This window comes from Pseudomonas sp. PGPR N4 (assembly GCF_059693665.1).
The window spans coordinates 249,217-273,198 of the sequence record NZ_JCAUKV010000004.1 but is presented as its reverse complement, the minus strand read 5'-3'; the positions used below and the strand labels follow the sequence as shown (position 1 = coordinate 273,198).

Genomic DNA, 23,982 nt, shown 5'->3' with positions numbered 1-23,982 from the left:
CCGCCACGCGGGCGATGTGCCGGATTTGAGTAAGGAGGTGGGGTGAAGTTCCGCTCGGCACGCCCCAGAACAGGGCATGCCGATCAACGGAGATCAGGCGGTTGGGCGCAGCGAGTAGGTTTTCAGCTGGCTGGCGAAATCGCGCAGCGATTGGATGCCGCTGGCCTCGGCTTCGTGGACCCAGTCTTTCATGGCGGCGAGCATGTCGTGGCCATTGGCGCTGGTTCGCGCCCAGATCTGCTGCAGCGCCAGGCGCTTTTCGTAGATGGTCTTGAGCGCCTGGCTGTGGGCGAGCATCGACTCGATCCGCACGTGGTGGCGGTCCTGCAGCAGGCTGGTTTCCCGCGAGAGCAGGCGCTTGGCGCGGCGGAAGCGGTGGCGCAGCGAGGCATCGACCACATCCAGCTCCTGCTTGACCAGCGGCGCGATGACCAGCTTGCGGTACTGGGCCATGATCTGGAAGCGGTTGTTGAGGATCGCCATGGCCGTGTCCATGTCCAGGCTGGCCTTGCCCTCGACGCGGTGGGCGATTGGCGCGACCCGTTGCACCTTGGCCAGGCGCAGCAGGCTCAGCACCCGTATCCACGCCCAGCCCATGTCGAACTCCCAGCGCTTGACCGACAGCTTGGCCGAGTTGGGGTAGGTGTGGTGATTATTGTGCAGCTCTTCGCCGCCAATGATGATGCCCCACGGCACCAGGTTGGTGGCGGCGTCGCGGCACTCGAAGTTGCGGTAGCCAACGGCATGGCCAAGGCCGTTGACCACGCCTGCGGCCCAGAACGGGATCCACATCATCTGGATCGCCCAGATGGTGATGCCGATGGTGCCGAACAGCAGCAGGTCGAGCACTGCCATCAAGGCAATGCCGCCCAGCTTGTAGCGCGAGTAGAGGTTGCGCTCGATCCAGTCATCCGGGCAGTTCTTGCCGTAGATGCGCAGGGTTTCGGGGTTTTGCGCCTCTTCGCGGTAAAGCTCGGCGCCTTTGCGCAGCACGGTGCTCAGGCCTTTGATGACCGGGCTGTGCGGGTCATCGACGGTTTCGCACTTGGCGTGGTGTTTGCGGTGGATGGCGGTCCACTCGCGGGTGTTCTGCGCCGTGGTCAACCACAGCCAGAAGCGGAAGAAGTGTTTGAGGCCGGCGTTCAGCTCAAGCGAGCGGTGCGCCGAATAGCGATGCAGGTAGATCGTGACGCTGATGATGGTCACGTGGGTCATCAGCAGGGTGACCGCGACCAGTTGCCAGGCCGACAGGTCGAGTAAGCCGTAGTACCACATAAATGTAAAAGCCCTCGGAAACGCGGGGGGGAACTGCGCTTTGCATTATCCATTGACCGGGAAATAAAACCAGAGCGGGAATGCATCAAGACATGTTTCGGGCCCTATAATGCCCCAATTTTTTTTAAGGGCATTAGTACCCGACATGACTGGTTCTGTTCGCGACGCCTTGCGCATGGCCGCGCTGTACGTGGTGTTATCGATCCTGTGGCTGGTGCTCAGTGAGCAGCTGTTGCAACAGTTGTCCGATGATCCGCTGGCGCTGTACCTGGGGCGCTGCATCAATGTGCTGGTATGGGTGTTGCTCAGTGCGCTGGTGATTTTTATCTCACGGGCGCGCCTGCTCAACTTCATCGGTATCGGCGCGCGCCTGCGCAGTGAGGACCGCGAGCGCCTGCGCATGGCGGCGGCGGTGTTCGACAGCACCCTGGAGGGCGTGCTGGTGACGGACCGGCAGGGCCTGATCGTGCACGTTAACCGCGCGTTCATGCGTATTACCGGCTATCAGCAGGACGAAGTGCTCGGCCAGCGCCCGAGCAAGTTCAAGTCGGGGCGTCATGGGGCGGACTTCTATCAGCAGATCTACGCCACCTTGCGCGAGCAGGGGCAGTGGAGCGGCGAGATCTGGAACCGGCGCAAAAGCGGCGAAATCTACCCGCAATGGCAGACGATTTGCGCCGTACGCGACGACAGCGGCGAGCTCAGCCATTACGTGGCGGTATTCAGCGACATCAGTGCGATCAAGCATTCCGAGCAGGAGCTGGCTTACCTCGCCCACCACGACCCGCTGACCGGCTTGCCCAACCGGCTGCTGTTCAATGATCGCGCCGAGCAGGCCCTGGCCGCGGCGCAGAGCCACAAGCGCGGCTGTGCGCTGTTGCTGCTCGACCTGGATCACTTTCAAAGCATCAACGATGGCCTTGGCCACCCGGTTGGCGACCAATTGCTCAAACTGGTTGGCGAACGCCTGCGTGCGGCCTTGGACAAGGGCTTGACCTTGGCCCGCCTCGGCGGCGACGAATTCGCCGTGCTGCTGGAGAACTGCCAGCAGGTCGGCCAGGCGGCAACCCTGGCGCAGACGCTGATCGAGCAGATGCGCGAGCCGTTCAGTTGCGAGGGGCACAGCCTGTTCATTGGGGTGAGCGTGGGCATCAGCCTGTTCCCCAGCGATGCCCTCAGCGCCGCGCAGCTGCTGCGCAATGCCGATGCCGCGCTGTTCAAGGCCAAGAGCAACGGTCGCGGTGGTTATGCGTTGTACACCGAAGAGCTGACTGCGCATGCCCAGCAGCGGGTGGAAATTGCCACCGAGCTGCGCCGGGCACTGGAGCAGGAGGAACTGCGGCTGTTCTTCCAGCCGGTGCATGACCTGGCCAGCGGCAAGATGGTTGGAGTTGAAGCGCTGGTGCGCTGGCAGCACCCCGAGCGCGGGCTGGTGCCGCCGGGTGAGTTCATCCCGATTGCCGAGGCCAGCGGGCTGATTGCCGAGATCGATGGCTGGGTGCTGCGCCAGGCGTGTCGGCAGATGGTCGAATGGCAGGCCGCGGGGCAGTTGCTGGACTTCATTGCGGTGAATATCTCCAGCCGGCTGTTTGCTCAGCGGGATTTGTATCTGCAGGTGGCTAAGGTGCTGCACGACACCGGCCTGAACCCGGCGCTGCTGGAGTTGGAAGTGACCGAAAGCGCGGTGATGGAAGACCCGGAGGTGGCGCTGGAGCAGCTGCATCGCTTGCGCGAGCTGGGCTTGCGCCTGGCCATCGATGATTTCGGTACGGGCTATTCGTCGTTGCTGCGGCTCAAGCGCTTGCCGGTGCAGAAGCTGAAGATCGACAAGGGGTTTGTTTCGGGGTTGCCGCAGGATGAGGATGATGTGGCGATTGTACGGGTGATCATCGCCCTGGCCCGGAGCATGGGCATGCAGGTGCATGCCGAAGGGGTCGAACAGGCGGAGCAGGCGCTGTTCTTGTTGGCGCAGGAGTGTCAGTTAGGGCAGGGCTACTGGTTTGGGCGGCCGGTGCCCGCTGCGGATCTGGGGTGGGGGTGAGATTTTTGGGGCTGCTTTGCAGCCCTATCGCGACACAAGGCCGCTCCTACAGGTTGACCGCGTCCGACCCGGCTACGCGGTCCCTGTAGGAGCGGCCTTGCGTCGCGAAAGGCCCGCAAAGCGGGCCCAGAGATCACCGTTTATTCAACCCCCGCGCCAACCGATCCCCACTCAACTGAATCACCGCCACCAACCCCACCAGCATGGCAATCACGGTCAACATCACCTGGCTGTCAAACCGTTGATAGCCATAGCGGTAGGCAATATCGCCCAAGCCGCCAGCACCAATCGCGCCTGCCATGGCCGATGAGTTGATCAGCGCCACCACGGTAATAGTGAACCCGCCAACAATCCCCGGCAGCGCTTCGGGCAGCAACACATGCCAAACGATATGCCAGCGCCGGCACCCCATCGCCTGCGCCGCTTCGATCAAACCATGGTCAACCTCGCGCAAACTGACCTCGGCTATCCGCGCAAAAAACGGTGTGGCGGCGATGGTCAGCGGCACCACGGCAGCCCACACGCCATAGGTGGTGCCAACCACCAGCCGGGTGAAGGGGATCAGCGCCACCATCAGAATCAGAAACGGGATCGAGCGAAACAGGTTAACGAAAGCGCCCACCACCCGGTTGAGCAACGGCGCCTGGTAAATCCCGCCTTTGTCGCTGGTGACCAGCAGCACCGCCATCGGAATGCCCAGCAGCAACGCCACCAGCGACGATACGCCCACCATCAGCAAGGTATCCCACAAGCCTTGCAGCAATCGCTCAGTCCACATAGCCCAACACCTCCACATCATCTGCCCAACGCCGTGCACGTTCGAGCACGCCATGGGTGTCATGCGCTGAACCCCGCACTGACACGATCAACCGCCCCAGCGCATGTTCACCGATGGTTTCGACGCCGCCCTGGAGCAGGCTGACCTGACCGCCAAGGTCGGCGAACAAGGCAGACAACTGCGGCTCGCCAAAGACCACCAGCTTGAGCACCAGGGCCGCATCGCGGTTGCTTGCAGTCGGCAGCAAACTGCTCTGCAACGCTGCCGGCAACTTACCCTGCAACGGCGCGAGCAAGGTGCGGGTCACTGCATGCTGCGGGCTGCCGAACACCTGCCAGACTTCGCCTTGCTCGACTACCTGACCGCGCTCCAGCACCACCACGCGCTGGCAGATATCGCGGATCACCGCCATTTCATGGGTGATCAGCACCACGGTCAGGCCGAGGCGCTGGTTGATGTCGCGCAGCAGTTCGAGGATCGACGCGGTGGTTTCCGGGTCGAGGGCCGAGGTGGCTTCATCACAGAGCAGAATTTCCGGGTCATGCACCAGCGCCCGGGCGATGCCGACGCGCTGCTTCTGCCCGCCGGACAGTTGCGCCGGGTACACCTGATGCTTGTCGGCCAGGCCGACCAGATCAAGCAGCGCGCGAACCTTTTGCTGGCGCTGGGCCTTGGCTACGCCGGCAACCCTGAGCGGCAGCTCGACGTTGTCCCACACGGTTTTCGCCGACATCAGGTTGAAGTGCTGAAAGATCATGCCGATGCGCCGACGCAGGGCCACCAGGCGGTCTTCGTCGAACGGGGCGATGTCGACCTGATCGATCAGCACCCGGCCCTGGCTCGGCTGTTCCAGGCGGTTGATGGTACGCAGCAGCGACGACTTGCCGGCGCCGCTGCGGCCAATGATGCCAAAGATCTCGCCCCGGCGGATGTTCAGGTCGATACCTTGCAGGGCAGGCTGGGCCTGGCCTGGGTAGGTCTTGCCCAGGCCGATGAAGCGCACATGGGCCTGATTGACCTCGGGCCGCAACGCCTGCTCGCGGGCGGGCGCCGGGACGGCTGGGGCAGTGGGCACCCTGAGGGCGCTGGCGCTGCTCATGTCAGCCTTCCCAGCCGGCCTGGTAGAGGCTGCCGTGAGCCTTGTCCAGCGCAGCCTTTACCGCAGGCGAGTGCTGGTAGATATCGACGAACTTGGCCAGGCGTGGATCGTCCTTTTCCTGTGGGCGGATAACGAACTGGATCACGTATTCCTTGTTTTCCAGGCCGTCGAACAGCAGTGCTGATTTCGCATCGAAGGTGTTCGCCAGGCGGATATAGGCCGGGTAGCCCTGGACCAGGTCGGCATCGTCGTAGGCGCGCACCAGCTGCACTGCTTCAACCTGCAGAATCTTCAGTTTTTTCGGGTTGGCGACGATGTCGTCTTCGGTGGCCTTGTAGCCAACGCCGGGTTTGAGCGTGATCAGCCCGGCCTTGGCCAGCAGCTGCAAACCACGGCCGCTGTTGATCGGGTCGTTGGCGATGGCCACGCTGGCGCCGGTCGGCAGCTCGGCAAAGCTTTTGTACTTTTTCGAGTACAGGCCAACGTTGTTGATGATCCCCGGCTTGTACGGCACCAGGTCAAAGCCGGCAGCGGCCTTGGCGTTTTCCAGGAACGGGATGTGCTGGAAGTAATTGACGTCGATATCGCCGCTGTTGAGGCTGACGTTCGGCGCGATCCAGTCGCTGAACTCGATCAGCTTCACTTCCAGGCCTTGCTTGTGCGCCTCTTCGACAGCAGCTTCAAGGGGAATGGCAAAGGCTGCGGTGGTGCCGACTTTAAGCGGCTCGGCAGCGAGCACGTTGGCGCTGATGGCCAGTGACAGTACGGCGGCCGCGACGGGCCGGAACAGTTTATCAAGCATGGTGCAGGGCTCCAGTCGGGGCAGGGATTGGGGTGTTGTTGCGGTAGCGGGCACCGGGATGGTCGGCAGGCAGGTGCGGCAGGTCGCTGGCGAATAGTTTTTCGCGCAGGCTGCCGTCCTGGTAAGCGGTCTTGTAGCGACCGCGGCGTTGCAGTTCTGGGACGACCAGGCCGATGAAGTCTTCGAAGCTTTCCGGGGTTACGGTGCGGGTCAGGTTGAAGCCGTCGAGCCCGGTTTCGTCGATCCAGGCGATCAGCTCATCGGCGACCTGCGCGGCGGTGCCGATCAAGGTCACGTAGCGGCCGCCTAGGCTGTGCTGGTCGAGCAGGCGGCGGCGGGTCCAGGCGCTGTCCTGCAACTGGCGGGTCGCGGACTGGATGGCGTTGCCTTTGGCGAAGCCGATCGGCTCGTCCAGCTCGAAGGCGGCGAAGTCGATCCCGGTCGAGCTGGCGAAGTGGGCGACGCCGGCCTCGGGGCTTGCGTAGCGCACATATTCGGCATGCTTGGCCTGGGCTTCGGCTTCGCTGGCGGCGACGATCACGGTAATGCCCATGAATACCTTGATTGCCTGCGGATCACGCCCGGCCGCCTTGGCGGCGGCACGCACCTTGTCGACTTGAATACGGGTGGAGGCTTTGTCCTGGCCGCTGATGAACACGCATTCGGCGTGGTTGCCGGCAAAGCTCAGGCCGCGTGGCGAGCTGCCAGCCTGGAATAGCACCGGCGTGCGCTGCGGCGAGGGTTCGCAGAGGTGGTAGCCCTCGACCTTGTAGAACTCGCCGTGGTGCTCGACCTTGCGCACTTTGTCGGGGCGGGCGTAGACCCGCTGCTCGCGGTCGGCGACCACTGCGTCGTCATCCCAGCTGCCTTCGAGCAGCTTGTACAGCACTTGCAGGTATTCGTCGGCCTGGTCGTAACGGCGGTCGTGCTCGGGCTGTTGCTCCAGGCCCATGGCGCGGGCGGCGCTGTCGAGGTAGCCGGTGACGATGTTCCAACCGACCCGGCCGTTGCTCAGGTGGTCAAGGGTCGACAGCCGGCGGGCGAACAGATACGGCGCCTCGTAGGTGAGGTTGGCGGTCAGGCCAAAACCCAGGTGGCGGGTGACGGCAGCCATGGCCGAGACCAGCAGCAGCGGGTCGTTGACCGGCAGCTGGATCGACTCCTTCAGCGTTACATCGACCGACTGGCCATAGACGTCGTAGGTGCCGACGATATCGGCGATGAACAGGCCATCGAACAACCCGCGCTCAAGCAGCTTGGCCAGGTCGGTCCAGTAGTCCAGCGTCTTGTACTGGGTCGAGGTGTCGCGTGGGTGGGTCCACAGGCCATGGTTGATGTGGCCGACGCAGTTCATGTTGAAGGCGTTGAGGAGGATTTGCTTGCTCATCAGATCGTCCCCCGCCGCGGTGGGTTGATGTCGTTGAGGTAGTAGTTGCCGATGGCGTGATACTTCCAGCGCACCGGGTCGTGCAGGGTGTGCACGCGGGCGTTGCGCCAGTGGCGGTCGAGGTTGTGCTCGGCCAGGGTGGCCTGGCTGCCGGCCAGCTCGAACAGCGTGGTGCCTGCGGCGAGGGCGATTTCGGTGCTGATGGCACGGGCCTCGGCGACGGCGATCGAGGCTGCGGCCACTCGCTCGGCGGCAGTCTCTGGCGTGGCTGCCGCGGCTTGGTCGAGGAACTCGCCGGCGCGTTCCAGCAGTGCTTCGCTGGCATGCAGGCGGATAGACAGCTGGCCGAAGCTCTTCAGGGTCAGCGGGTCGTCGACGGCCTTGTCGTGGCCCGAATCGACCCATGGCCGGCTGCGGGTACGCACGAAGTGCAGCGCGTCTTCGAAAGCAGCGCGGGCGATGCCGGTATCGATTGCAGCGTGGAGGATCTGCGCCAGTGGGCCGACCGGTGTCGGCCGCTCGAATGCGCTCTGGAACGCCACCACGTCGGCAGCGGCTACCCAGACGTTATCGAACACCACCGAGCCGCTACCGGTGGTGCGCTGGCCAAAGCCGCTCCAGTCGTCGATCACTTGCAGGCCCGGCGCATCGGCCGGCACGAAGGCCAGCCGCTGAACGCCGTCGTCATCGATCACCGAAGTGGGGATACGCTGGGCATACAGCGCGCCGGTGGAGTAGAACTTGCGGCCATTGATGCGATAACCGTCGCCCTCGCGGCTGAGCCGGGTGGTGCGGTCGTGGGCGGTCTTGGTACCGAGTTCGGCCAGGGCGTTGCCGAAGCGCCGCCCGGCCAGTACTTCGGCGTACAGCCGCTGCTGTTGCTCGGGCGTGCCGTTTACCCGCAGCACTTCCAGGGCGTAGAAGTGGTTCTGCGGGATCTGCCCCAGCGAGCCGTCGGCCTGGGCAATCCGGGCGATGATCTTGGCCAGGGTGACATACGACACGCCGGCGCCACCAAAGGCCTTGGGCACGCTGATGGCCCACAGCCCGGAGCGGCTGAACAGCTCCAGCTCGGCGTGCGGCAGGCGCCGCTCGCGGTCGCGCAGGGCGCTGTCGCGGCGCAGTTGCCTGGCGAGTTCGTCAGCGACGGCCAGGGCCTCGCCGTCAGTGCGGATGACAGTTGCGTTCATTGTGTTCTCCGGGGCCTTGGGGCCGCTTCGCGCCCCTTCGCGGGTAAACCCGCTCCCACAAGGTTCAGCTCAGTCACCTGTGGGAGCGGGTTTACCCGCGAAGGGCTGCAAAACAGCCCCAGAGGCCCTCAAATCCAGGAATGTCGGGCAGGCCGGGTGCCGTTCAGGTGCCAGGCGCCCACAGCGTGGTATTTCCAGCGCACCGGGTCGTGCAGGGTGTGCACGCGGGCATTGCGCCAGTGCCGGTCGAGGTTGAACTCGGCGAGGGTGGCGCGGCTGCCGGCCAGTTCGAACAGCTTCTCGCTGGCCTGCAGGGCGATCTCGGTGGTGAGCACCTTGGCTTCGGCCACGGCAATCGAAGCGCGCGCGGCGGCGTCAGCATCGATGGCCCCAGCGTTGACCTCGTCCAGCACCCGCGCGGCCTTGCGCAGCAGCGCCTCGGCGGCGTGCAGTTCGAGCTTGAGTCGGCCGATGTCGGCGATCACGTAAGGGTCATCGCTGGCGCGCTCGACGTTGGCGTCGATAAACGGCCGGGACTTCTCGCGCACAAAGCTGATCGCGTCATCGATGGCTGCTTCGGCGATACCGGCGTCGATGGCTGCCTGAATCAACTGCGACGCCGCGCCCTGGATGTTGGGCAGGTCGCGCTGGCGCCAGTTGTCGATCACCAGCTCAGCCGCCACCGGTACTTGGTCGAGCAGCACGGTGCCGCTGGCGGTGGTGCGCTGGCCAAAGCCTGACCAGTCGTCAACGATGCGCAGGCCCGGGCTGCCACGGCGGACAAAAGCCAGGCGTTGGCGGCCTTCGTCATCCAGCGCCTTGACCGCAACCCAGTGGGCGAACAGGGCGCCAGTGGAATAGAACTTCTCGCCGCTGATGCGATAGGTGTCGCCATCACGGCTGATCCGCGCCTTCAGGGTGAGAGTGTCTTTGCTGCCGCGCTCGGGGCCGGCATTGCCGATCCGCCAGCCGTTCAGCACTGAGCCGAAAATCAGCGCCTGCTGGGCTTCGCTGGCGGTCAGGCGCAGCAGTTGCAGCATGCCGAACTGGTTCTGCGGGATCTGCCCCAGCGCCGGGTCGGCAGCGCTGATGACGCGAAACACCTCGGCGACCGTGACAAAGGACACGTCGGCACCACCGAAGGCTTTGGGGATGCTGATGCTGCCCAGTCCGCTGCGGGTGAACAGCTCGATCTCGGCCCACGGCAGCTTGCGCTGCTGGTCGCGTTTGGAGGCGTTTGCGCGAGCGACTGCGGCCAGCTCATGGGCGGCTTGCAGGGCTTCGGCGTCGTTGCGCAGGACCTTGGCCGGCAGCAGTGCTGGCGGGCTGTCGAGGTCGCTGGCGTGAAGGGTTTGTGCCTGGCTGGACATTAGTACCGCTCCTTGGCTGTACTCAATGCCCTGGCGTTATGCACTGGGGTGATTGCATTCCTGACCATTCCTGACCTCACAAAAAAGTGGCGGCGGCGCTTGGTGGTTGCGCTGCACGTATGCGGGTCCGGTGGTCCGGTGTATATACCTTAAAGTCTTATTAAATAATTTTGAACGATCATTTGGGAATATAGATAGAAGTGCTGAGGCTTGCGGCGGTTGGCTTTAATAATGCGGTGGTTTTTAGTACGTCGGGGGCCGCGAAGCGCCCCCAGCAATTCTGACCAGTGCCGCGAAAGGCAGGGCGCTAGGAGGCGGCAGTCCCAAGAAACTTGCGCAAAAACTGCCGAGTCCGCTCTTCCTTCGGATTGGCAAACAACGCCTTGGCCTCACCCTGCTCAACAATCACCCCTTTGTCGAAGAAGATCACCCGATTGGCGACATCCCGGGCAAAGCTCATCTCGTGGGTAACGATGATCATCGTGCGCTGCTCTTCGGCCAGGCCACGAATGGTCTCCAGCACTTCACCCACCAGTTCCGGGTCCAGCGCTGAGGTTGGCTCGTCGAACAGGATCACATCCGGCTCCATGGCCAACGCCCGAGCAATCGCCACGCGCTGTTGCTGGCCACCGGACAAGCGCCGTGGGTAGGCGTCTTCTTTGCCGGCCAGGCCGACCTTGGCCAGCAAACGTCGGCCCAGCTCCAGGGCTGTGGCGCGCGGGGTCTTCTTGACCACCAGCGGCCCTTCGATGACGTTATCCAACGCCGTGCGATGGGGGAACAGGTTGAAGTTCTGGAAGACAAACCCGGCCTGCTGGCGCAAGCGGCGGATGGCGCTCTGCTGGTTACCCAGCGAGCGGTTGGCGTCGATGCTGATGTCGCCGATCTGGATGCGTCCGGCGTCGGGGGTCTCGAGCAGGTTGAGGCAGCGCAGAAAGGTGGTCTTGCCCGAGCCGCTAGGGCCGATGATGGCGATCACTTCACCGGGCTGGACGGTCAGGTTGATGCCGTCGAGTACGGTCTGGCCGTTGAACCGCTTGGTCAGGCCTTCAACTACGATCATGCTCAACGCTCCTGGTCATGCTGGTTGACCCGTGCTTCCAGGCGGTTCTGGAAGTGGGCGAGGATGCTCGCCAGGATCCAGTAGATAACCGCAACGGCTAGGTACATGGTGAACACTTCGAAGGTCCGCGCGGTGACCAGCTGCGCCTGGCGGAACAGCTCCGGCACCTGAATGGTGGCCGCCAGCGCGGTGTCCTTGACCAGCGAGATAAAACTGTTGCCCAGCGGCGGCAGGGCGGTGCGCATGGCTTGCGGCAGGATCGCCCGGCGCATGGCCTGGGCGCGGGTCATGCCGATGCTGGCGCAGGCTTCCCACTGGCCGCGCTCGATCGACGAGATCGCCGCCCGCAGGATTTCGCAGACGTAGGCTGCCATGTTCAGCGACAGGCCAATCAGCGCTGCCGGGATCGGGTCAAGCTCAAGGCCGATCTGCGGCAGGCCGAAGTAGATTACAAAAAGCTGTACCAGCAGCGGCGTGCCGCGGAAGAACGACACATAAATACGCGCCAGCCAGTCCAGCGGCAGCACCTTGGACAAGCGCATCAACGCCAGGGCAAAGCCCAGCAGCAAGCCAAAGAACATACCGCCGACACTGAGCAGGATGGTGTAGCCAGCGCCCTTGAGCAGAAAGGGCGCGGAGTCGGCTACCAGTTGCAGGCTTTCTTCAATCATTTAGTCACGTCAGCGCCGAAGTACTTCTCGGACAGCTTGGCCAGGCTGCCGTCGGCGCGCAGCTTGTCCAGGGCCTGATTGATGGCCGCGAGCAGTTCCGGTTCACCCTTGCGCAGGGCAATGCCCGACTCGAGACGCGAGAAGGCGTCCCCAGCGGCAACGGTATCCTGGGCTTTTTTGGCGTACTCAAGCGCAGCCAGGCGGTCGATCAGGATCGCGTCGGTGCGGCCCACGCGCAGGTCCTGGAACTTGGTCGGGTCGTCTTCATAGGTGCGTACGTCGGCGGTCGGCACGTTGGCCTTGACCCACTGCTCGTAGTTGGTGCCCAGACCGACACCGACCTTCTTGCCGGCCAGGTCAGCTGCAGACTTGATGTTCAGATCTTTTTCTTTCTTCTTCAGCACCAGTGCCTGAATGCCGGAGACGGTGTACGGCTCGGAGAAGTCGTACTTCTTCTTGCGCTCGTCGGAGATGGTCACCTGGTTGACGACCACGTCCAGGCGCTTGGACTCCAGCGCCGCGAGGATACCGTCCCACTTGGTCGGCTGGACCTTGGCCTTGACCCCAAGCTCTTTGGCGATCAGCTCCGACAGCTCTACCTCAAAGCCTGACAGCTTGCCGCTGTCATCGACAAAGCTGAACGGCGGGTAGGTGCCTTCGACGCCGACGTTGAGCACGCCCTTGTCCTTGATAGTCTGCAGCTGCTCGCCGGCAAACGCCTGGCTGAACAGACCGGTGCCAAGCACGATGGCAAGGCTGGCATTGAGTAGCGGTTTGGCAAAGATCGACATGGCAGGGCCCCGCGCTTTTGGTGGAAGTAGTGGGTGGCGACTATAAGGGTGGGCTTTTTAGCTCATGAAATACTAAAAAAGTATTTTGTTATTCCATTTTTGTGCATTGAGCCGTTGGCCGGCTGCGTTGAGGGTAGCCCGTCAGCGTGGCTTATGCCCGAGTTAGCTCAGGATGGAATAAAGCGTTGTTTTTTCCAAGGGCTGGATTTGACGTAGAGTGGATCTATACGACAGTCAGGAGCACATCGTGAGCGAACAATCATCCCCCGGCAAATGGCAGTTGCAGTCGATCGTGACCGGCCTGCGCGGCGCCCGTGAGCAATGGCGCACGCAAAATGGCCGCAGCAGCGGCGAGAAGGGCGGCCGCGAGCTGCCGTCGCGTGAAGCAATGCAGCGCATTCTCGAGCAACTGTGTGGGGCTTTGTTCCCGATGCGCCTGGGCCCGGTCGACCTGCGTGAAGAGAGCGAGGATTTCTACGTCGGCCACACCCTCGACACCGCCCTCACTGCACTGCTCGCGCAAGCACGGCTGGAGCTGCGCTATGCCGCACGGCAGAGCCAGACTGACCAGGCCAACGCCGACAGCGAGGCCTTGCGCCTGATCCAGGGCTTCGCTGCGGCCCTGCCAGAGATGCGCGTGCTGCTCGACACCGACGTGCTCGCCGCCTACCACGGCGACCCGGCCGCGCGCAGCGTGGATGAAGTGCTGCTGTGCTACCCAGGAATCCTGGCGATCATCCACCACCGCCTGGCTCACCACCTGTACCTGGCCGGTCTGCCATTGCTGGCGCGGATCAGCTCGGAGCTGGCGCATTCGGCCACCGGTATCGATATCCACCCCGGCGCACGGATTGGCCCGAGCTTCTTCATCGACCACGGTACTGGCGTGGTGATCGGCGAAACCGCGATCATCGGCGAGCGCGTGCGCATCTATCAGGCCGTGACTCTGGGCGCCAAACGCTTCACCGCCGACGAAACCGGCAGCCTGCACAAGGGCCAGCCGCGCCACCCGATCGTCGAAGACGATGTGGTGATCTATGCCGGCGCAACCATCCTCGGCCGGATCACCATCGGCAAGGGCTCGACCATCGGCGGCAACGTCTGGCTGACCCGCAGCGTGCCGGCCGACAGCAACATCACCCAGGCCAATCTGCAGCTCGACTGCCAGGCAAAAAAATAGCAAAAGCGCCGAGCAAAAGCCGTTGTCAGCTCCTCTATATACCTGCCCCGCTCAGCGGGGCAGGTCGCATCGAAGGCCGATCCATGTTTAACTTGAACGCTTGTTCAACATAAAAACGCTGGTCGCTGCCGGTGTTCAACAGGAGGATATGCCTTTGCTGAACCCGTTAAATCCTATGCCTGATTCCCACAGCGGGGTGCAGGTTGCATGAGTACTCCCACCCCTGAACTTGCTGACAGCAAGATGCGCATGAACGCCCCGGTGTTCTACTTCGCCGCCAGTTTTATCCTGCTCTTCGGGCTGGTGGTGATCGTCAACCCCGAGGCCTCCGGTGCCTGGTTGCTGGCCGCGCAAAACTGGGCTGCCAACACGGTGGGCTGGTACTACATGCTGGCCATGACCCTATATCTGGTGTTCGTGGTGGTCACCGCCTTGTCGGGCTACGGCAAGATCAAACTCGGTGCCGACCATGACGAACCCGAGTTCAGTTACCTGTCCTGGGCCGGCATGCTGTTCGCCGCCGGTATCAGCATCACGTTGTTCTTCTTCTGCGTCTCCGAGCCGCTGACGCACATGCTGCAACCGCCCCAGGGCGAGGGCGGCACCGCCGAGGCCGGGCGCGAGGCGATGAAGCTGCTGTTTCTGCACTGGGGCCTGCATGGCTGGGGCGTGTTTGCCTTTGTCGGCATGGCGCTGGCCTACTTCGCTTACCGGCACAACCTGCCGCTGGCGCTGCGTTCGGCGCTGTACCCGCTGATCGGCAAGCGTATCAACGGCCCGATCGGTTACGCGGTGGATGGCTTCGGCATCATTGCCACTGTGTTCGGCCTGGGCGCCGACATGGGCTTTGGTGTGCTGCACCTCAACTCCGGTCTGGATTACCTGTTCGGCATCCCGCACAGCCAGTGGGTGCAGGTCGCGCTGATCACGCTGATGATGGGCGCCGCAGTCGCGGTTGCCGTGGCCGGGGTCGAGAAGGGCGTGCGGGTGATGTCCGACATCAACCTGTTCCTGGCCTGTGCGCTGCTGCTGTTCGTGCTGTTTGCCGGGCCGACCCAGCACTTGTTCAATACCCTGATCCAGAACCTCGGTGACTACCTTGGCGCCTTGCCAGGCAAGAGCTTCGACGTCTATGCCTACGGCGAGAACCGCGACTGGCTGGGTGGCTGGACAGTGTTCTACTGGGCCTGGTGGATTGCCTGGGCGCCGTTCGTGGGCCTGTTCATCGCGCGGATTTCCCGTGGCCGGACCATTCGTGAATTCGTCTTCGGCGTGCTGTTGATCCCGCTTGGTTTCACCCTCGCGTGGATGTCGATCTTCGCCAACAGCGCGATGGACCAGGTGCTCAACCACGGCCTGGTCGCGCTCGGCCAGTCGGCGCTGGAAAACCCGTCGATGAGCCTGTACCTGCTGCTCGAAACCTATCCGTGGAGCAAGGCGGTAATCGCTGTGACGGTGTTCATCAGCTTCGTCTTCTTCGTCACCTCGGCCGACTCCGGCACCGTGGTGCTGTCGACCTTGTCGGCGAAGGGCGGCAGCCCTGACGAAGACGGCCCGAACTGGCTACGGATCTTCTGGGGAGCGATGACTGCGTTGATCACCAGTGCCTTGCTGTTCGCTGGCAGCATCGACTCGCTGAAGTCGGCGGTGGTGCTGACCTCATTGCCGTTCTCGCTGATCCTGCTGTGCATGATGTGGGGCCTGCACAAGGCGTTCTACCTAGAGTCGCAGCGGCGGATTGCCCAGTTGCACTCGCTGGCACCGGTCGCCCAGAGCCGCCGTGGTCGCGGCGGCTGGCGTCAGCGCTTGAGCCAGGCTGTGCACTTCCCGTCGCGCGATGAGGTGTACCGCTTCATGGATGACGTGGTGCGCCCGGCGATCAATGACGTGCGCGAGGTGTTCGAGCAGAAAGGCCTGGTGCTGATCACTCAGGATGACCCGAGCCACGACAACGTCAGCTTGAAAGTCGGCCATGGTGAAGAGCAGCCGTTCATCTACCAGGTGCAGATGCGCGGTTATTTCACGCCGTCATTCGCCTTGGGTGGGTTGGGCGCGCAAGAGCTGAAAAACCGTCGCTATTACCGCGCCGAGGTGCATCTGTCAGAAGGTAGCCAGGATTACGATCTGGTCGGCTACAGCAAGGAGCAGATCATCAACGACATCCTCGACCAGTACGAACGGCACATGCAGTTCCTGCACATGGTCAGGTAGTTGCGTGAGGGGCTGCTGGGCAGCCCCTTGCCTGCGCTAGAACGGCGCGTCGCCAAGGATGGTGGCGCGGTGCATGACCCGCCGCTGCGGGCGGTAGTCATCGACGGCGTAATGCTGGGTGACGCGGTTGTCCCAAAAGGCCACGTCGTTTTCCTGCCAGCGCCAGCGGATGCTGTACTCCGGCCGCGTCGCATGGGCAAACAGCAGCTTGAGCAGGGCCTCGCTTTCCTGCTCGTTGAGCTCGTTGATGCGCGTGGTAAACCCTTCATTGACGAACAACGCCTTGCGCCCGCTGACCGGATGCGTACGCACCACCGGGTGCGTCAGCGGCGGGTTGTTGCGCCGGGTCGCTTCCCAGCGGGCGAGGTCCTCGGCGGTGGTGCCGAAGCGCTCCAGCGGGAATGACTTGGTGAAGTCATGGGTGGCGGTGAGGCCGTCGAGCATCGTCCGCAGGGGCGCCGACAAGCCTTCGAATGCCGCTACGCCACTGGCCCACAAGGTATCGCCGCCGTAGGCCGGCAACTGCTTGGCACTCAGTACCGCGCCCAGCGCCGGGGTCGGAAGGAAGGTCACGTCGGTGTGCCACACGGCATTGTCGCGCACGTCGGTGACGGCGGTATCGAGGATCAGCACTTGTGGCGTTTGCGGCACATTGGGGTAGATCGGGTGGATATGCAGATCACCAAAACGTGCGGCGAAGCGGGCTTGCTGCTGCGGGTTGAGCGGCTGCTCGCGGAAGAACAGCACTTGATGCTTGAGCAGCGCCTGCTCGATGGCGTCGCGTTGTTCGGCTGTGATTTCACGGCTGATGTCGACGCCAGTGATCTGCGCGCCGAGGGCCGGGCTTAACGGAGTGATGGTCAGGCTCATGGCAGTCTCTTTGTCGGGCGCCGGAGTGCCGGCGTGGTCAGTCGTGCTTAGTGGGCCTGGCCGTGCCAAGGCACCAGCTTGCGTTGCAGGGCGCGCAGGCCCATTTCCAGGGCGAAGGCGATCAGGGCAATCAGCAGGATCCCCAGCACCACCACGTCAGTGACCAGAAACTGCGCCGCTGACTGGACCATGAAGCCGAGGCCGCTGGTGGCGGCGATCAATTCCGCTGCAACCAGGGTCGACCAGCCGACGCCCAGGCCGATACGCACGCCGGTGAGGATGTCGGGCAGGGCGCTGGGCAATATCACATGGCGAATCAGCTGGGCCTTGGTGGCGCCCAGCGACTGCGCGGCGCGCAGTTTGGCCGGGTCGACGGTGCGCACGCCGGTGGCGGTGGCGATGGCAATCGGGGCGAAGATCGCCAGGTAGATCAGCAGCACCTTGGACAGCTCACCGATGCCGCACCAGATCACGATCAGCGGCAGGTAGGCCAGCGGCGGAATTGGCCGGTAGAACTCGATCAGTGGGTCGAAAATGCCCCGGGCAATGCGGTTGGAGCCGATGGCAATGCCGATCGGGATCGCCGTGAGGATGGCTGCGCCGAGCGCCAGGCCAATCCGCCCAAGGCTTGCGCCCAGGTGCTGCCACAGGCTGGCGTCCATGTAGCCCTGGGTCAGCAGCACCCAGGCTTTGCCGAGGATGTCTGCCGGTGGTGGCAGAAACAGCGGTTCGACCAGCTCGGCGGCGGTCACCGCCCACCACAGCAGTAACAGGCTGGCCAGAGTCAGGGCGCTGATCCAGCGGGTCGACAGTGGTTTGCGCGGCAGCGGTTTAGGGTTGGCCGGTTTGGCGGCCAGCGGCAGTTCGACAGTGCTCATGCTGAGTGCTCCCGGCGGGCGTCTTCGCGTTGCGAGAAGACTCTCGCCAGCACGTGTTCGCGGGTTTCGATAAAGCGCGGGTCGGACTTGATCGCCCGCGCCGATTCACCGGCGGCGTAGCGTTGGCCGAAGTCCAGTTGCAGCCGTTCGACGACACGCCCTGGGTTGGGCGCAAGCAGCACCAGTTCGCTGGCGAGAAACACCGCTTCTTCGATGTCATGGGTAATCAGGAATACTGGTTTGGCTGTGCGTTGCCACACCTGCAGCAACAACTCCTGCATCTGCTCGCGGGTAAACGCATCGAGGGCGCCGAACGGCTCGTCCATCAACAGCACACGCGGGTTGGCGGCCAGGGCGCGGGCCAGGCCGACGCGCTGCTTCTGGCCGCCCGAAAGCTGCCAGATGCGCCGCTCGGCGAAACCTGCGAGGTCGACCAGTGCGAGCATTTCGCGCGCCTTGGCTTCGCGCTCGACACGGCTTACGCCGGCCAGCTCCAAGCCGAAGGCGACGTTGCCGAGCACGTTTTGCCAGGGCAGCAGGGCGTCGTCCTGAAACACCACGCCGCGCTCGGCACTCGGGCCTTGCACCGGCACGCCGTCGAGGCTGATACGGCCAGCACTGGCAGGCACGAAGCCGGCGATCAGGTTGAGCAGCGAGGTCTTGCCGCTGCCCGATGGCCCAAGGGCCACCAGCAGCTGGCGCGGGCCCAGGCTCAGGTTGATATCGGCCAGCACCGGGGTGTCGGCACCGGGGTACTGTGCGCTGATGCGCTCCAGCTCGAGCAAGGCCATGACGGGCTCCGGATCAGTTGGGCAGGTATTTGGCGGTGACGTATGGGGCGTAGTCAGGCAGCACGGCGTCGACCTTGCCTTGCTCCTTGAGGAAGGCTGCGGTGTTGCTCAGGGCCTGGGTGGTCGGCGCGCCGAGGGCGCTGGCCTGGTCGGCGGCGAGCGGGTAGACGTTGCCTTGCAGCAGCACCGGGATATCGCTGCTCTTGGCGCCCGAGAGCTTGGCCAGTTTGGCGACGTTGTCCGGGTTGGCCAGCCAGGCTGCCGGGTCCTTGCGGTAGTCGGCGTAGGCATCCAGGGTGACCTTGGCGAAGGCCTTGACCACGTCCGGGTGCTTGGCGGCAAAGTCTTTGCGCACGATCCAGGCGTCGAAGGTCGGCGCGCCTTTTTGTGCCAGCTCACCGGAGGTGATCAGCACCTTGCCGTTCTCCTTGGCGACGCCCAGCGCTGGGTCCCAGACATAGGTCGCGTCGATATCGCCACGCTTCCAGGCGGCGATGATGGCCGGCGGGGCGAGGTTGAGGATCTGCACCTTGGACGCATCGATGTTCCACGCTTTGAGCGCAGCGAGCAGGCTGTAGTGGCCGGTCGAAACGAACGGTACGGCGACCTTTTTGCCGATCAGGTCCTGCGGGGTCTTGATGCTGTCGCGGGCAACCAGCGCTTCACCGGCGCCGATCTGGGTGGCGATCAAAAAGGTTTCGACCGGCAGCTTGCGGGTCGCGGCTGCGGCCAGCGGGCTGGAGCCGAGGTAGCCGATCTGTACATCGCCCGAGGCCACGGCCGTGATCACGTCGGCGCCGTTATCGAATTTGCGCCAGTCGATATCGGCCTTGCTGGCTTTTTCGTAGGCGCCATCGACTTGGGCAACCTTGGCTGGGTCGACGGTGGTCTGGTAGGCCACGGTAAGGTCAGCGGCCTGGGCCAACCAGCTGCTGCTGGCGAGGGTCAGGGCGGCGAACAGGCGCAGCGGAGCGTGCGGGATCATGGGTTTGCCTCTCGTCAGCAATCTGGGTAGTTGATGGCGAGAGACTAAATGATCTAAGAATCTTCAAATAAATAACTTTTTGGTATTAGCTTAGGTGTCTTTTGGGGGCGCTGCGCGCCCCTTTCGCGACACAAGGCCGCTCCTACAGGGACCGCGTTGCCTGCACGTTGCGCGGTCGGCGTAGGAGCGGGCTGGCGTAATGATTGTTCACTGCTACGCTCCCCCGGCCTAGAGCAAAAGGAAATAAGGTTATGAGCAAACGTTTGCAAATAACCTAAAGCTCTTAAGGGGGCCTGCCGATACCGCAAATGGTAGTAAAGGTTCCTATGATATGCCGCAATAGTCTTAGCAATTCATAAAACAGTCATTTTGGATTTATAGGATTGTCATTATCCTGTAGCCCAGGGTGGCGGCTTAGACCTTAGTCGTGAAACGTTCGGAAATGATTGACTGGACGGTCACGCTCTGCGACTAAATCGCCAGTCCATGGTGAGTGAGGCAATAGACCTCGCCGCCACTGATATACAAAAATTAGAACGTAGAGGAGCAAAACATGTACAAGTCAAGCCTGGCTCTGGCCGTGGCACTGGGGGTTCTCGCCCAACAAGCAGGTGCTGCTGGCTTCGTCGAGGACAGCAAGCTGTCCGTAAGCTCGCGTACCATGTACTTCAACAACGATAACCGTGAAGCCGGCGGCAACAAGCCACGTCCTGACAACCGCGAGTCGGGTCAGGGCTTCAAGCTTGACTTCATTTCCGGCTTCACCGAAGGCACCGTTGGTTTTGGTGTAGATGCTCAGGCGCTGTGGGGCATCCACCTTGACGGCGGCAAGGGCTACCATCCTGATGGCAGCAGCTTCTTCCCAAGCGACTCCGACGGTTCGTCCGAGAAGCAATGGGCACGCTTTGGCGCCAACGCCAAGGCTCGTTTCTCCAAGACCGAAGCTCACTTCGGTAGCGCGCTGTCGCCAGCCTTGCCGATCCTGGTTGCCAACGATGGCCGTCTGCTGCCGCAGACCTTCGAAGGTGCCACCATTTCCTCCAAGGAAATCGACAACCTGACCATCAACGCCGGTCAGATGACTCACGCCATGGGCCGTGCGTCCAGCAACCGGACTGGTCTGTCGGTCAACGGTGCTACCGCTGACAGCAACAAGTTCCGCTACGGTGGTCTGGACTACAAGCTCACCCCAGACCTGACCCTGCAGTACTACTACTCGAACCTGGAAGACTTCTACAAGCAGCACTTCCTGGGCGCGACTCACGTCTTCAAGATCGCTGACGACCAGTCGTTCAAAACCGACCTGCGCTACTTCGACAGCAGCAGCGACGGTAAGAACGGCAACGGCGGTGGTTACAACTTCAACAACAACGGTGGCTACGCCAAGAACCTGGGCGAGGTCGACAACAAGACCTGGTCTGCCATGTTCACCTACACCCTGGGTGGTCATGCCTTCTTGCTCGGTCACCAGCGCGTCAGCGATGACGGCGGTTTCGTCTGGTTGAACCAGGGTTCGGTACGTGATGGCAATGGCCGTCCGGAAGGCGCAGGCGGCGCGAGCTTCTACCTGTTCACCGACAGCATGATCAACCAGTTCGCCAAGGCCGGTGAAAACACCACCTTCGGTCAGTACTCCTATGACTTCGCGCGCGTTGGCGTGCCGGGTCTGAAAGCGGCTGTTTCGTACCTGCGCGGTGAAGATGGCCGCAACGCCAACGGCAACGGCACCTTCTCCGAATGGGAACGCGATGCCCGGATCGACTACGTGATCCAGCAAGGCACCCTGAAAGGCCTGGGCGCGACCCTGCGCCATGGTATGTACCGCGGCACTGGCACCAGCTCGCTGGCTGACCAGGACCAGACCCGCTTCATCGTCAACTACACTTACGCTTTCAAGTAAGTCGTAGCTGCACGCCAAAAAGCCTCGCCTAGTGCGAGGCTTTTTTATGCCTGCAATTCGTAATGCATTCTGGTTATAAATAAATCGATATTTATTCTTTTTAATCCTTTTCGATTGCAGGCACATTGGACCCATAACGCAGACACAGGAGCCGCACCATGAGCCTCAAACTCGGCGACATCGCCCCCGATTTCGAACAGGATTCCAGCGAAGGCAAGATTCGCTTCCACGAGTGGTTGGGCAATAGCTGGGGCGTGCTGTTCTCGCACCCTGCCGACTTCACCCCGGTGTGCACCACCGAGCTGGGCCTGACCGCCAAGCTCAAGGACGACTTCGCCAAGCGCGGGGTCAAGGCCATCGCCCTGTCGGTCGACCCGGTCGATTCGCACCACAAGTGGATCGATGACATCAATGAAACCCAGAACACCGTGGTCAACTTCCCGATCATTGCCGATGCTGATCGCAAGGTCTCCGACCTGTACGACCTGATCCACCCCAACGCCAATGACACTCTCACCGTGCGCTCGCTGTTCGTCATCGACCCGAACAAGAAGGTGCGCCTGACCATTACCTATCCGGCCAGCACCGGGCGCAACTTCAACGAAATCCTGCGGGTGATCGACTCGCTGCAACTGACCGACAACTACAAGGTCGCCACGCCAGGCAACTGGCAGGACGGCGACGACGTAGTCATCGTGCCTTCGCTCAAGGATGAAGCCGAGATCAAGGAACGCTTCCCCAAAGGCTACCGCGCCGTGAAGCCCTATCTGCGCCTGACGCCGCAGCCCAACCGCTGAATACAGAATCCTCGTTGCACATGCTCTTAGCCAAGCAGGGATATTCGGGCCGCTCATGCGGCCCTTTTTTATTCGCCCCCCCGCACGGCCGCTCCTACAGAGGATTGTGCGAGGCTTGGCTTTATATGCATTAAAAGAATAAACAAATGAAAAAATATGATTTATAGGTATATACGAACTGCTGTTAAGGTCACTTACATCAAGCGGGAGCACTACTGAACAGGCCCCGCCACGAATCGAAGGAAGCGTTGCTCATGTTGGTTGTCTCGGTAGGTGGTAGCCCAAGTACCCGTTCCCGCTCCGGCGTGTTGCTGGAGCGTTCACGCCAGTGGCTGCAAGAGCGTGGGGTCGAGGTCGTGACCTTTCAGGTCCGCGAGTTTGCCGCCGAAGACCTCCTCCATGCGCGCTTCGACAGCCCGCAGGTGCAGCACTTTCAGCAGCTGGTAGCGCAGGCCGATGGCCTTATCGTCGCCACCCCGGTGTACAAGGCGTCGTTTGCCGGCGCCCTGAAAACCCTGCTCGATCTGCTGCCCGAGCGCGCTCTGGAACACAAGGTGGTGCTGCCAATCGCAACCGGCGGCAGCATCGCCCACATGCTGGCGGTGGACTACGCCCTCAAGCCCGTGCTGTCGGCACTCAAGGCGCAAGAGACTCTGCAAGGGATCTTCGCCGACGACAGCCAGATCGCCTATGGCGAAGGCAGCGCCCCGGCGCAGCTCGCGGCCAGCCTCGAAGCGCGCCTGCTGGATTCGCTCGACACGTTTCACAGCGCCTTGGTTCGCCGGCCACAACCGGTCGCCCCAGGCGTGCTCAATGAACGCTTGATCAGTGCTCGCTGGAGCATCTGAAGCCACACGTTTTTCCACCTTACTCGCCCGTCAACGAGGCAAGCAGGTGCAACCCGAACCCTATACGTCTTGGAGAGCGCCATGCGCACAGTCTTCTTGCGTCGCGGTCTGGTCGCCCTGTTTGCGGCGGCTGTATCCTTCGGCGCCATTACTCAAGCCCAGGCCGAGAGCCTGCGCATCGGTTATCAGAAATACGGCACGCTGGTGCTGCTCAAGGCCAAGGGCACGTTGGAAAAGCGCCTGGCCGAGCAAGGCATTCAGGTGCAGTGGACCGAATTCCCCGGCGGCCCGCAGCTGCTTGAAGGGCTCAACGTCGGCTCGATCGACTTTGGCGTCACTGGCGAAACGCCGCCGGTGTTTGCCCAGGCCGCCGGCGCCGATCTGCTCTACGTCGCCTACGAGCCGCCAGCGCCGCACAGCGAAGCGATCCTGGTGCCGAAGGGCTCCACGGTGCAGTCGGTAAAAGACCTCAAGGGCAAGAAAGTCGCCCTCAACAAAGGCTCCAACGTGCACTACCTGCTGGTGCGTGCGCTGGAAGATGCCGGCCTCAAGTACAGCGATATCCAACCGGTTTACCTGCCGCCCTCAGATGCCCGCGCCGCGTTCGAGCGTGGCAGCGTCGACGCCTGGGTGATCTGGGACCCGTACCAGGCCGCCGCCGAAAAGCAGCTGCAGGCGCGTACCCTGCGTGACGGCCAGGGCCTGGTCGACAACCACCAGTTCTACCTGGCGACTCGCGACTATGCGACCCAGCACCCGGCGGTGATCAATACCTTGATCGAAGAAGTCCGTGCGGTTGGCCAGTGGTCCCAGGCCAATCCGCAGGAGGTCACCGATCAGGTCGCACCGCTGCTGGGCCTGCCGGCCGACATCACCCTGACCTCGGTCAAACGTCAGGGCTACGGCGCAGCGCCGCTGACCCCCGAAGTGGTCGCGGCACAACAGAAAATTGCCGACACCTTCCAGGCGCTCAAGCTGATCCCCAAGCCGCTGAGCATCAAGGACGTGATCTGGACCCCCCCGGCCAAGGTCGCAACTGCGCCTTGATTGATCTG

At 62.8% G+C, this 23,982-nt stretch carries 21 protein-coding genes; 7 read left to right on the top strand and 14 right to left on the bottom strand.

Annotation, left to right across the window (positions count from 1 at the left end; all coding sequences use genetic code 11):
• Positions 1-93 precede the first annotated feature (93 nt).
• Positions 94-1,275 (bottom strand): delta-9 fatty acid desaturase DesA, encoded by a 1,182-nt coding sequence (gene desA / locus AC58X1_RS17965; protein WP_101322580.1) that lies wholly within the window; start codon positions 1,273-1,275, stop codon positions 94-96.
• A gap of 145 nt (positions 1,276-1,420) precedes the next feature.
• Here desA and dibA point away from each other — a divergent pair, with 145 nt between their 5' ends.
• Positions 1,421-3,316, top strand: coding sequence for a phosphodiesterase DibA (dibA, locus tag AC58X1_RS17960; RefSeq protein ID WP_497429248.1), 1,896 nt, complete (start codon positions 1,421-1,423; stop codon positions 3,314-3,316).
• Between the two features lie 133 nt (positions 3,317-3,449).
• Here dibA and AC58X1_RS17955 read toward each other — a convergent pair whose 3' ends face one another.
• The 9 genes from AC58X1_RS17955 to tcyJ form a co-directional block, all read right to left on the bottom strand.
• A complete protein-coding gene (locus tag AC58X1_RS17955) occupies positions 3,450-4,094 on the bottom strand; it encodes a methionine ABC transporter permease (RefSeq protein WP_497429247.1) in 645 nt (214 codons plus the stop codon).
• Complete coding sequence (locus tag AC58X1_RS17950; RefSeq protein ID WP_497429246.1) at positions 4,084-5,193, bottom strand: methionine ABC transporter ATP-binding protein; 1,110 nt, start codon at positions 5,191-5,193, stop codon at positions 4,084-4,086. Before AC58X1_RS17950 ends, AC58X1_RS17955 begins: the two co-directional genes overlap by 11 nt.
• A 1-nt stretch (position 5,194) precedes the next feature.
• Positions 5,195-5,995, bottom strand: a complete 801-nt coding sequence (locus AC58X1_RS17945) for a MetQ/NlpA family ABC transporter substrate-binding protein (RefSeq protein WP_150573674.1) — start codon at positions 5,993-5,995, stop codon at positions 5,195-5,197.
• Positions 5,988-7,382: an LLM class flavin-dependent oxidoreductase gene (locus AC58X1_RS17940; RefSeq protein ID WP_497429245.1), complete on the bottom strand. Its 1,395-nt coding sequence runs from the start codon at positions 7,380-7,382 to the stop codon at positions 5,988-5,990. The genes AC58X1_RS17945 and AC58X1_RS17940 overlap by 8 nt, the downstream gene beginning before the upstream one ends.
• Positions 7,382-8,572: an SfnB family sulfur acquisition oxidoreductase gene (locus AC58X1_RS17935; protein ID WP_101322574.1), complete on the bottom strand. Its 1,191-nt coding sequence runs from the start codon at positions 8,570-8,572 to the stop codon at positions 7,382-7,384. The genes AC58X1_RS17940 and AC58X1_RS17935 overlap by 1 nt, the downstream gene beginning before the upstream one ends.
• Before the next feature lie 128 nt (positions 8,573-8,700).
• Positions 8,701-9,942 (bottom strand): SfnB family sulfur acquisition oxidoreductase, encoded by a 1,242-nt coding sequence (locus tag AC58X1_RS17930; RefSeq protein WP_497429244.1) that lies wholly within the window; start codon positions 9,940-9,942, stop codon positions 8,701-8,703.
• 307 nt (positions 9,943-10,249) lie between these two features.
• Positions 10,250-11,005 (bottom strand): L-cystine ABC transporter ATP-binding protein TcyN, encoded by a 756-nt coding sequence (gene tcyN / locus AC58X1_RS17925; protein ID WP_101322572.1) that lies wholly within the window; start codon positions 11,003-11,005, stop codon positions 10,250-10,252.
• 2 nt (positions 11,006-11,007) lie between these two features.
• Positions 11,008-11,676 carry a cystine ABC transporter permease gene (tcyL, locus tag AC58X1_RS17920; protein WP_101322571.1) on the bottom strand — a complete coding sequence of 223 codons (669 nt, stop codon included), beginning with the start codon at positions 11,674-11,676 and terminating at the stop codon, positions 11,008-11,010.
• Positions 11,673-12,467 (bottom strand): cystine ABC transporter substrate-binding protein, encoded by a 795-nt coding sequence (tcyJ, locus tag AC58X1_RS17915; protein WP_101322570.1) that lies wholly within the window; start codon positions 12,465-12,467, stop codon positions 11,673-11,675. Before tcyJ ends, tcyL begins: the two co-directional genes overlap by 4 nt.
• Positions 12,468-12,714: 247 nt before the next feature.
• Between tcyJ and epsC the strand changes: the two genes are divergently transcribed.
• Positions 12,715-13,647: a serine O-acetyltransferase EpsC gene (gene epsC, locus AC58X1_RS17910; protein WP_101322569.1), complete on the top strand. Its 933-nt coding sequence runs from the start codon at positions 12,715-12,717 to the stop codon at positions 13,645-13,647.
• Positions 13,648-13,854: 207 nt separating this feature from the next.
• Positions 13,855-15,858 (top strand): choline transporter BetT, encoded by a 2,004-nt coding sequence (gene betT, locus AC58X1_RS17905; RefSeq protein ID WP_150570521.1) that lies wholly within the window; start codon positions 13,855-13,857, stop codon positions 15,856-15,858.
• Positions 15,859-15,894: 36 nt separating this feature from the next.
• On the opposite strand, the gene tauD is transcribed toward betT, so the two are convergent.
• The 4 genes from tauD to tauA are packed head-to-tail and all read right to left on the bottom strand — an operon-like array spanning position 15,895 to position 19,382.
• Positions 15,895-16,728: a taurine dioxygenase gene (gene tauD, locus AC58X1_RS17900; protein ID WP_101322567.1), complete on the bottom strand. Its 834-nt coding sequence runs from the start codon at positions 16,726-16,728 to the stop codon at positions 15,895-15,897.
• 47 nt (positions 16,729-16,775) lie between these two features.
• Positions 16,776-17,606, bottom strand: a complete 831-nt coding sequence (tauC, locus tag AC58X1_RS17895; protein WP_497429243.1) for a taurine ABC transporter permease TauC — start codon at positions 17,604-17,606, stop codon at positions 16,776-16,778.
• Positions 17,603-18,397, bottom strand: a complete 795-nt coding sequence (gene tauB, locus AC58X1_RS17890) for a taurine ABC transporter ATP-binding subunit (protein WP_150573320.1) — start codon at positions 18,395-18,397, stop codon at positions 17,603-17,605. Before tauB ends, tauC begins: the two co-directional genes overlap by 4 nt.
• A gap of 13 nt (positions 18,398-18,410) precedes the next feature.
• Positions 18,411-19,382: a taurine ABC transporter substrate-binding protein gene (gene tauA, locus AC58X1_RS17885; protein ID WP_150573321.1), complete on the bottom strand. Its 972-nt coding sequence runs from the start codon at positions 19,380-19,382 to the stop codon at positions 18,411-18,413.
• Positions 19,383-19,935: 553 nt separating this feature from the next.
• Between tauA and AC58X1_RS17880 the strand changes: the two genes are divergently transcribed.
• The 4 genes from AC58X1_RS17880 to AC58X1_RS17865 all read left to right on the top strand — a co-directional run bounded on the left by AC58X1_RS17880 (position 19,936) and on the right by AC58X1_RS17865 (position 23,974).
• Complete coding sequence (locus AC58X1_RS17880) at positions 19,936-21,282, top strand: OprD family porin (RefSeq protein WP_220632758.1); 1,347 nt, start codon at positions 19,936-19,938, stop codon at positions 21,280-21,282.
• A gap of 158 nt (positions 21,283-21,440) precedes the next feature.
• Positions 21,441-22,079 (top strand): peroxiredoxin, encoded by a 639-nt coding sequence (locus AC58X1_RS17875; RefSeq protein ID WP_150570516.1) that lies wholly within the window; start codon positions 21,441-21,443, stop codon positions 22,077-22,079.
• A gap of 254 nt (positions 22,080-22,333) precedes the next feature.
• Complete coding sequence (gene ssuE / locus AC58X1_RS17870; RefSeq protein ID WP_101322561.1) at positions 22,334-22,927, top strand: NADPH-dependent FMN reductase; 594 nt, start codon at positions 22,334-22,336, stop codon at positions 22,925-22,927.
• Between the two features lie 81 nt (positions 22,928-23,008).
• A complete protein-coding gene (locus AC58X1_RS17865; RefSeq protein WP_101322560.1) occupies positions 23,009-23,974 on the top strand; it encodes a sulfonate ABC transporter substrate-binding protein in 966 nt (321 codons plus the stop codon).
• The last annotated feature ends 8 nt before the right edge of the window (positions 23,975-23,982 follow it).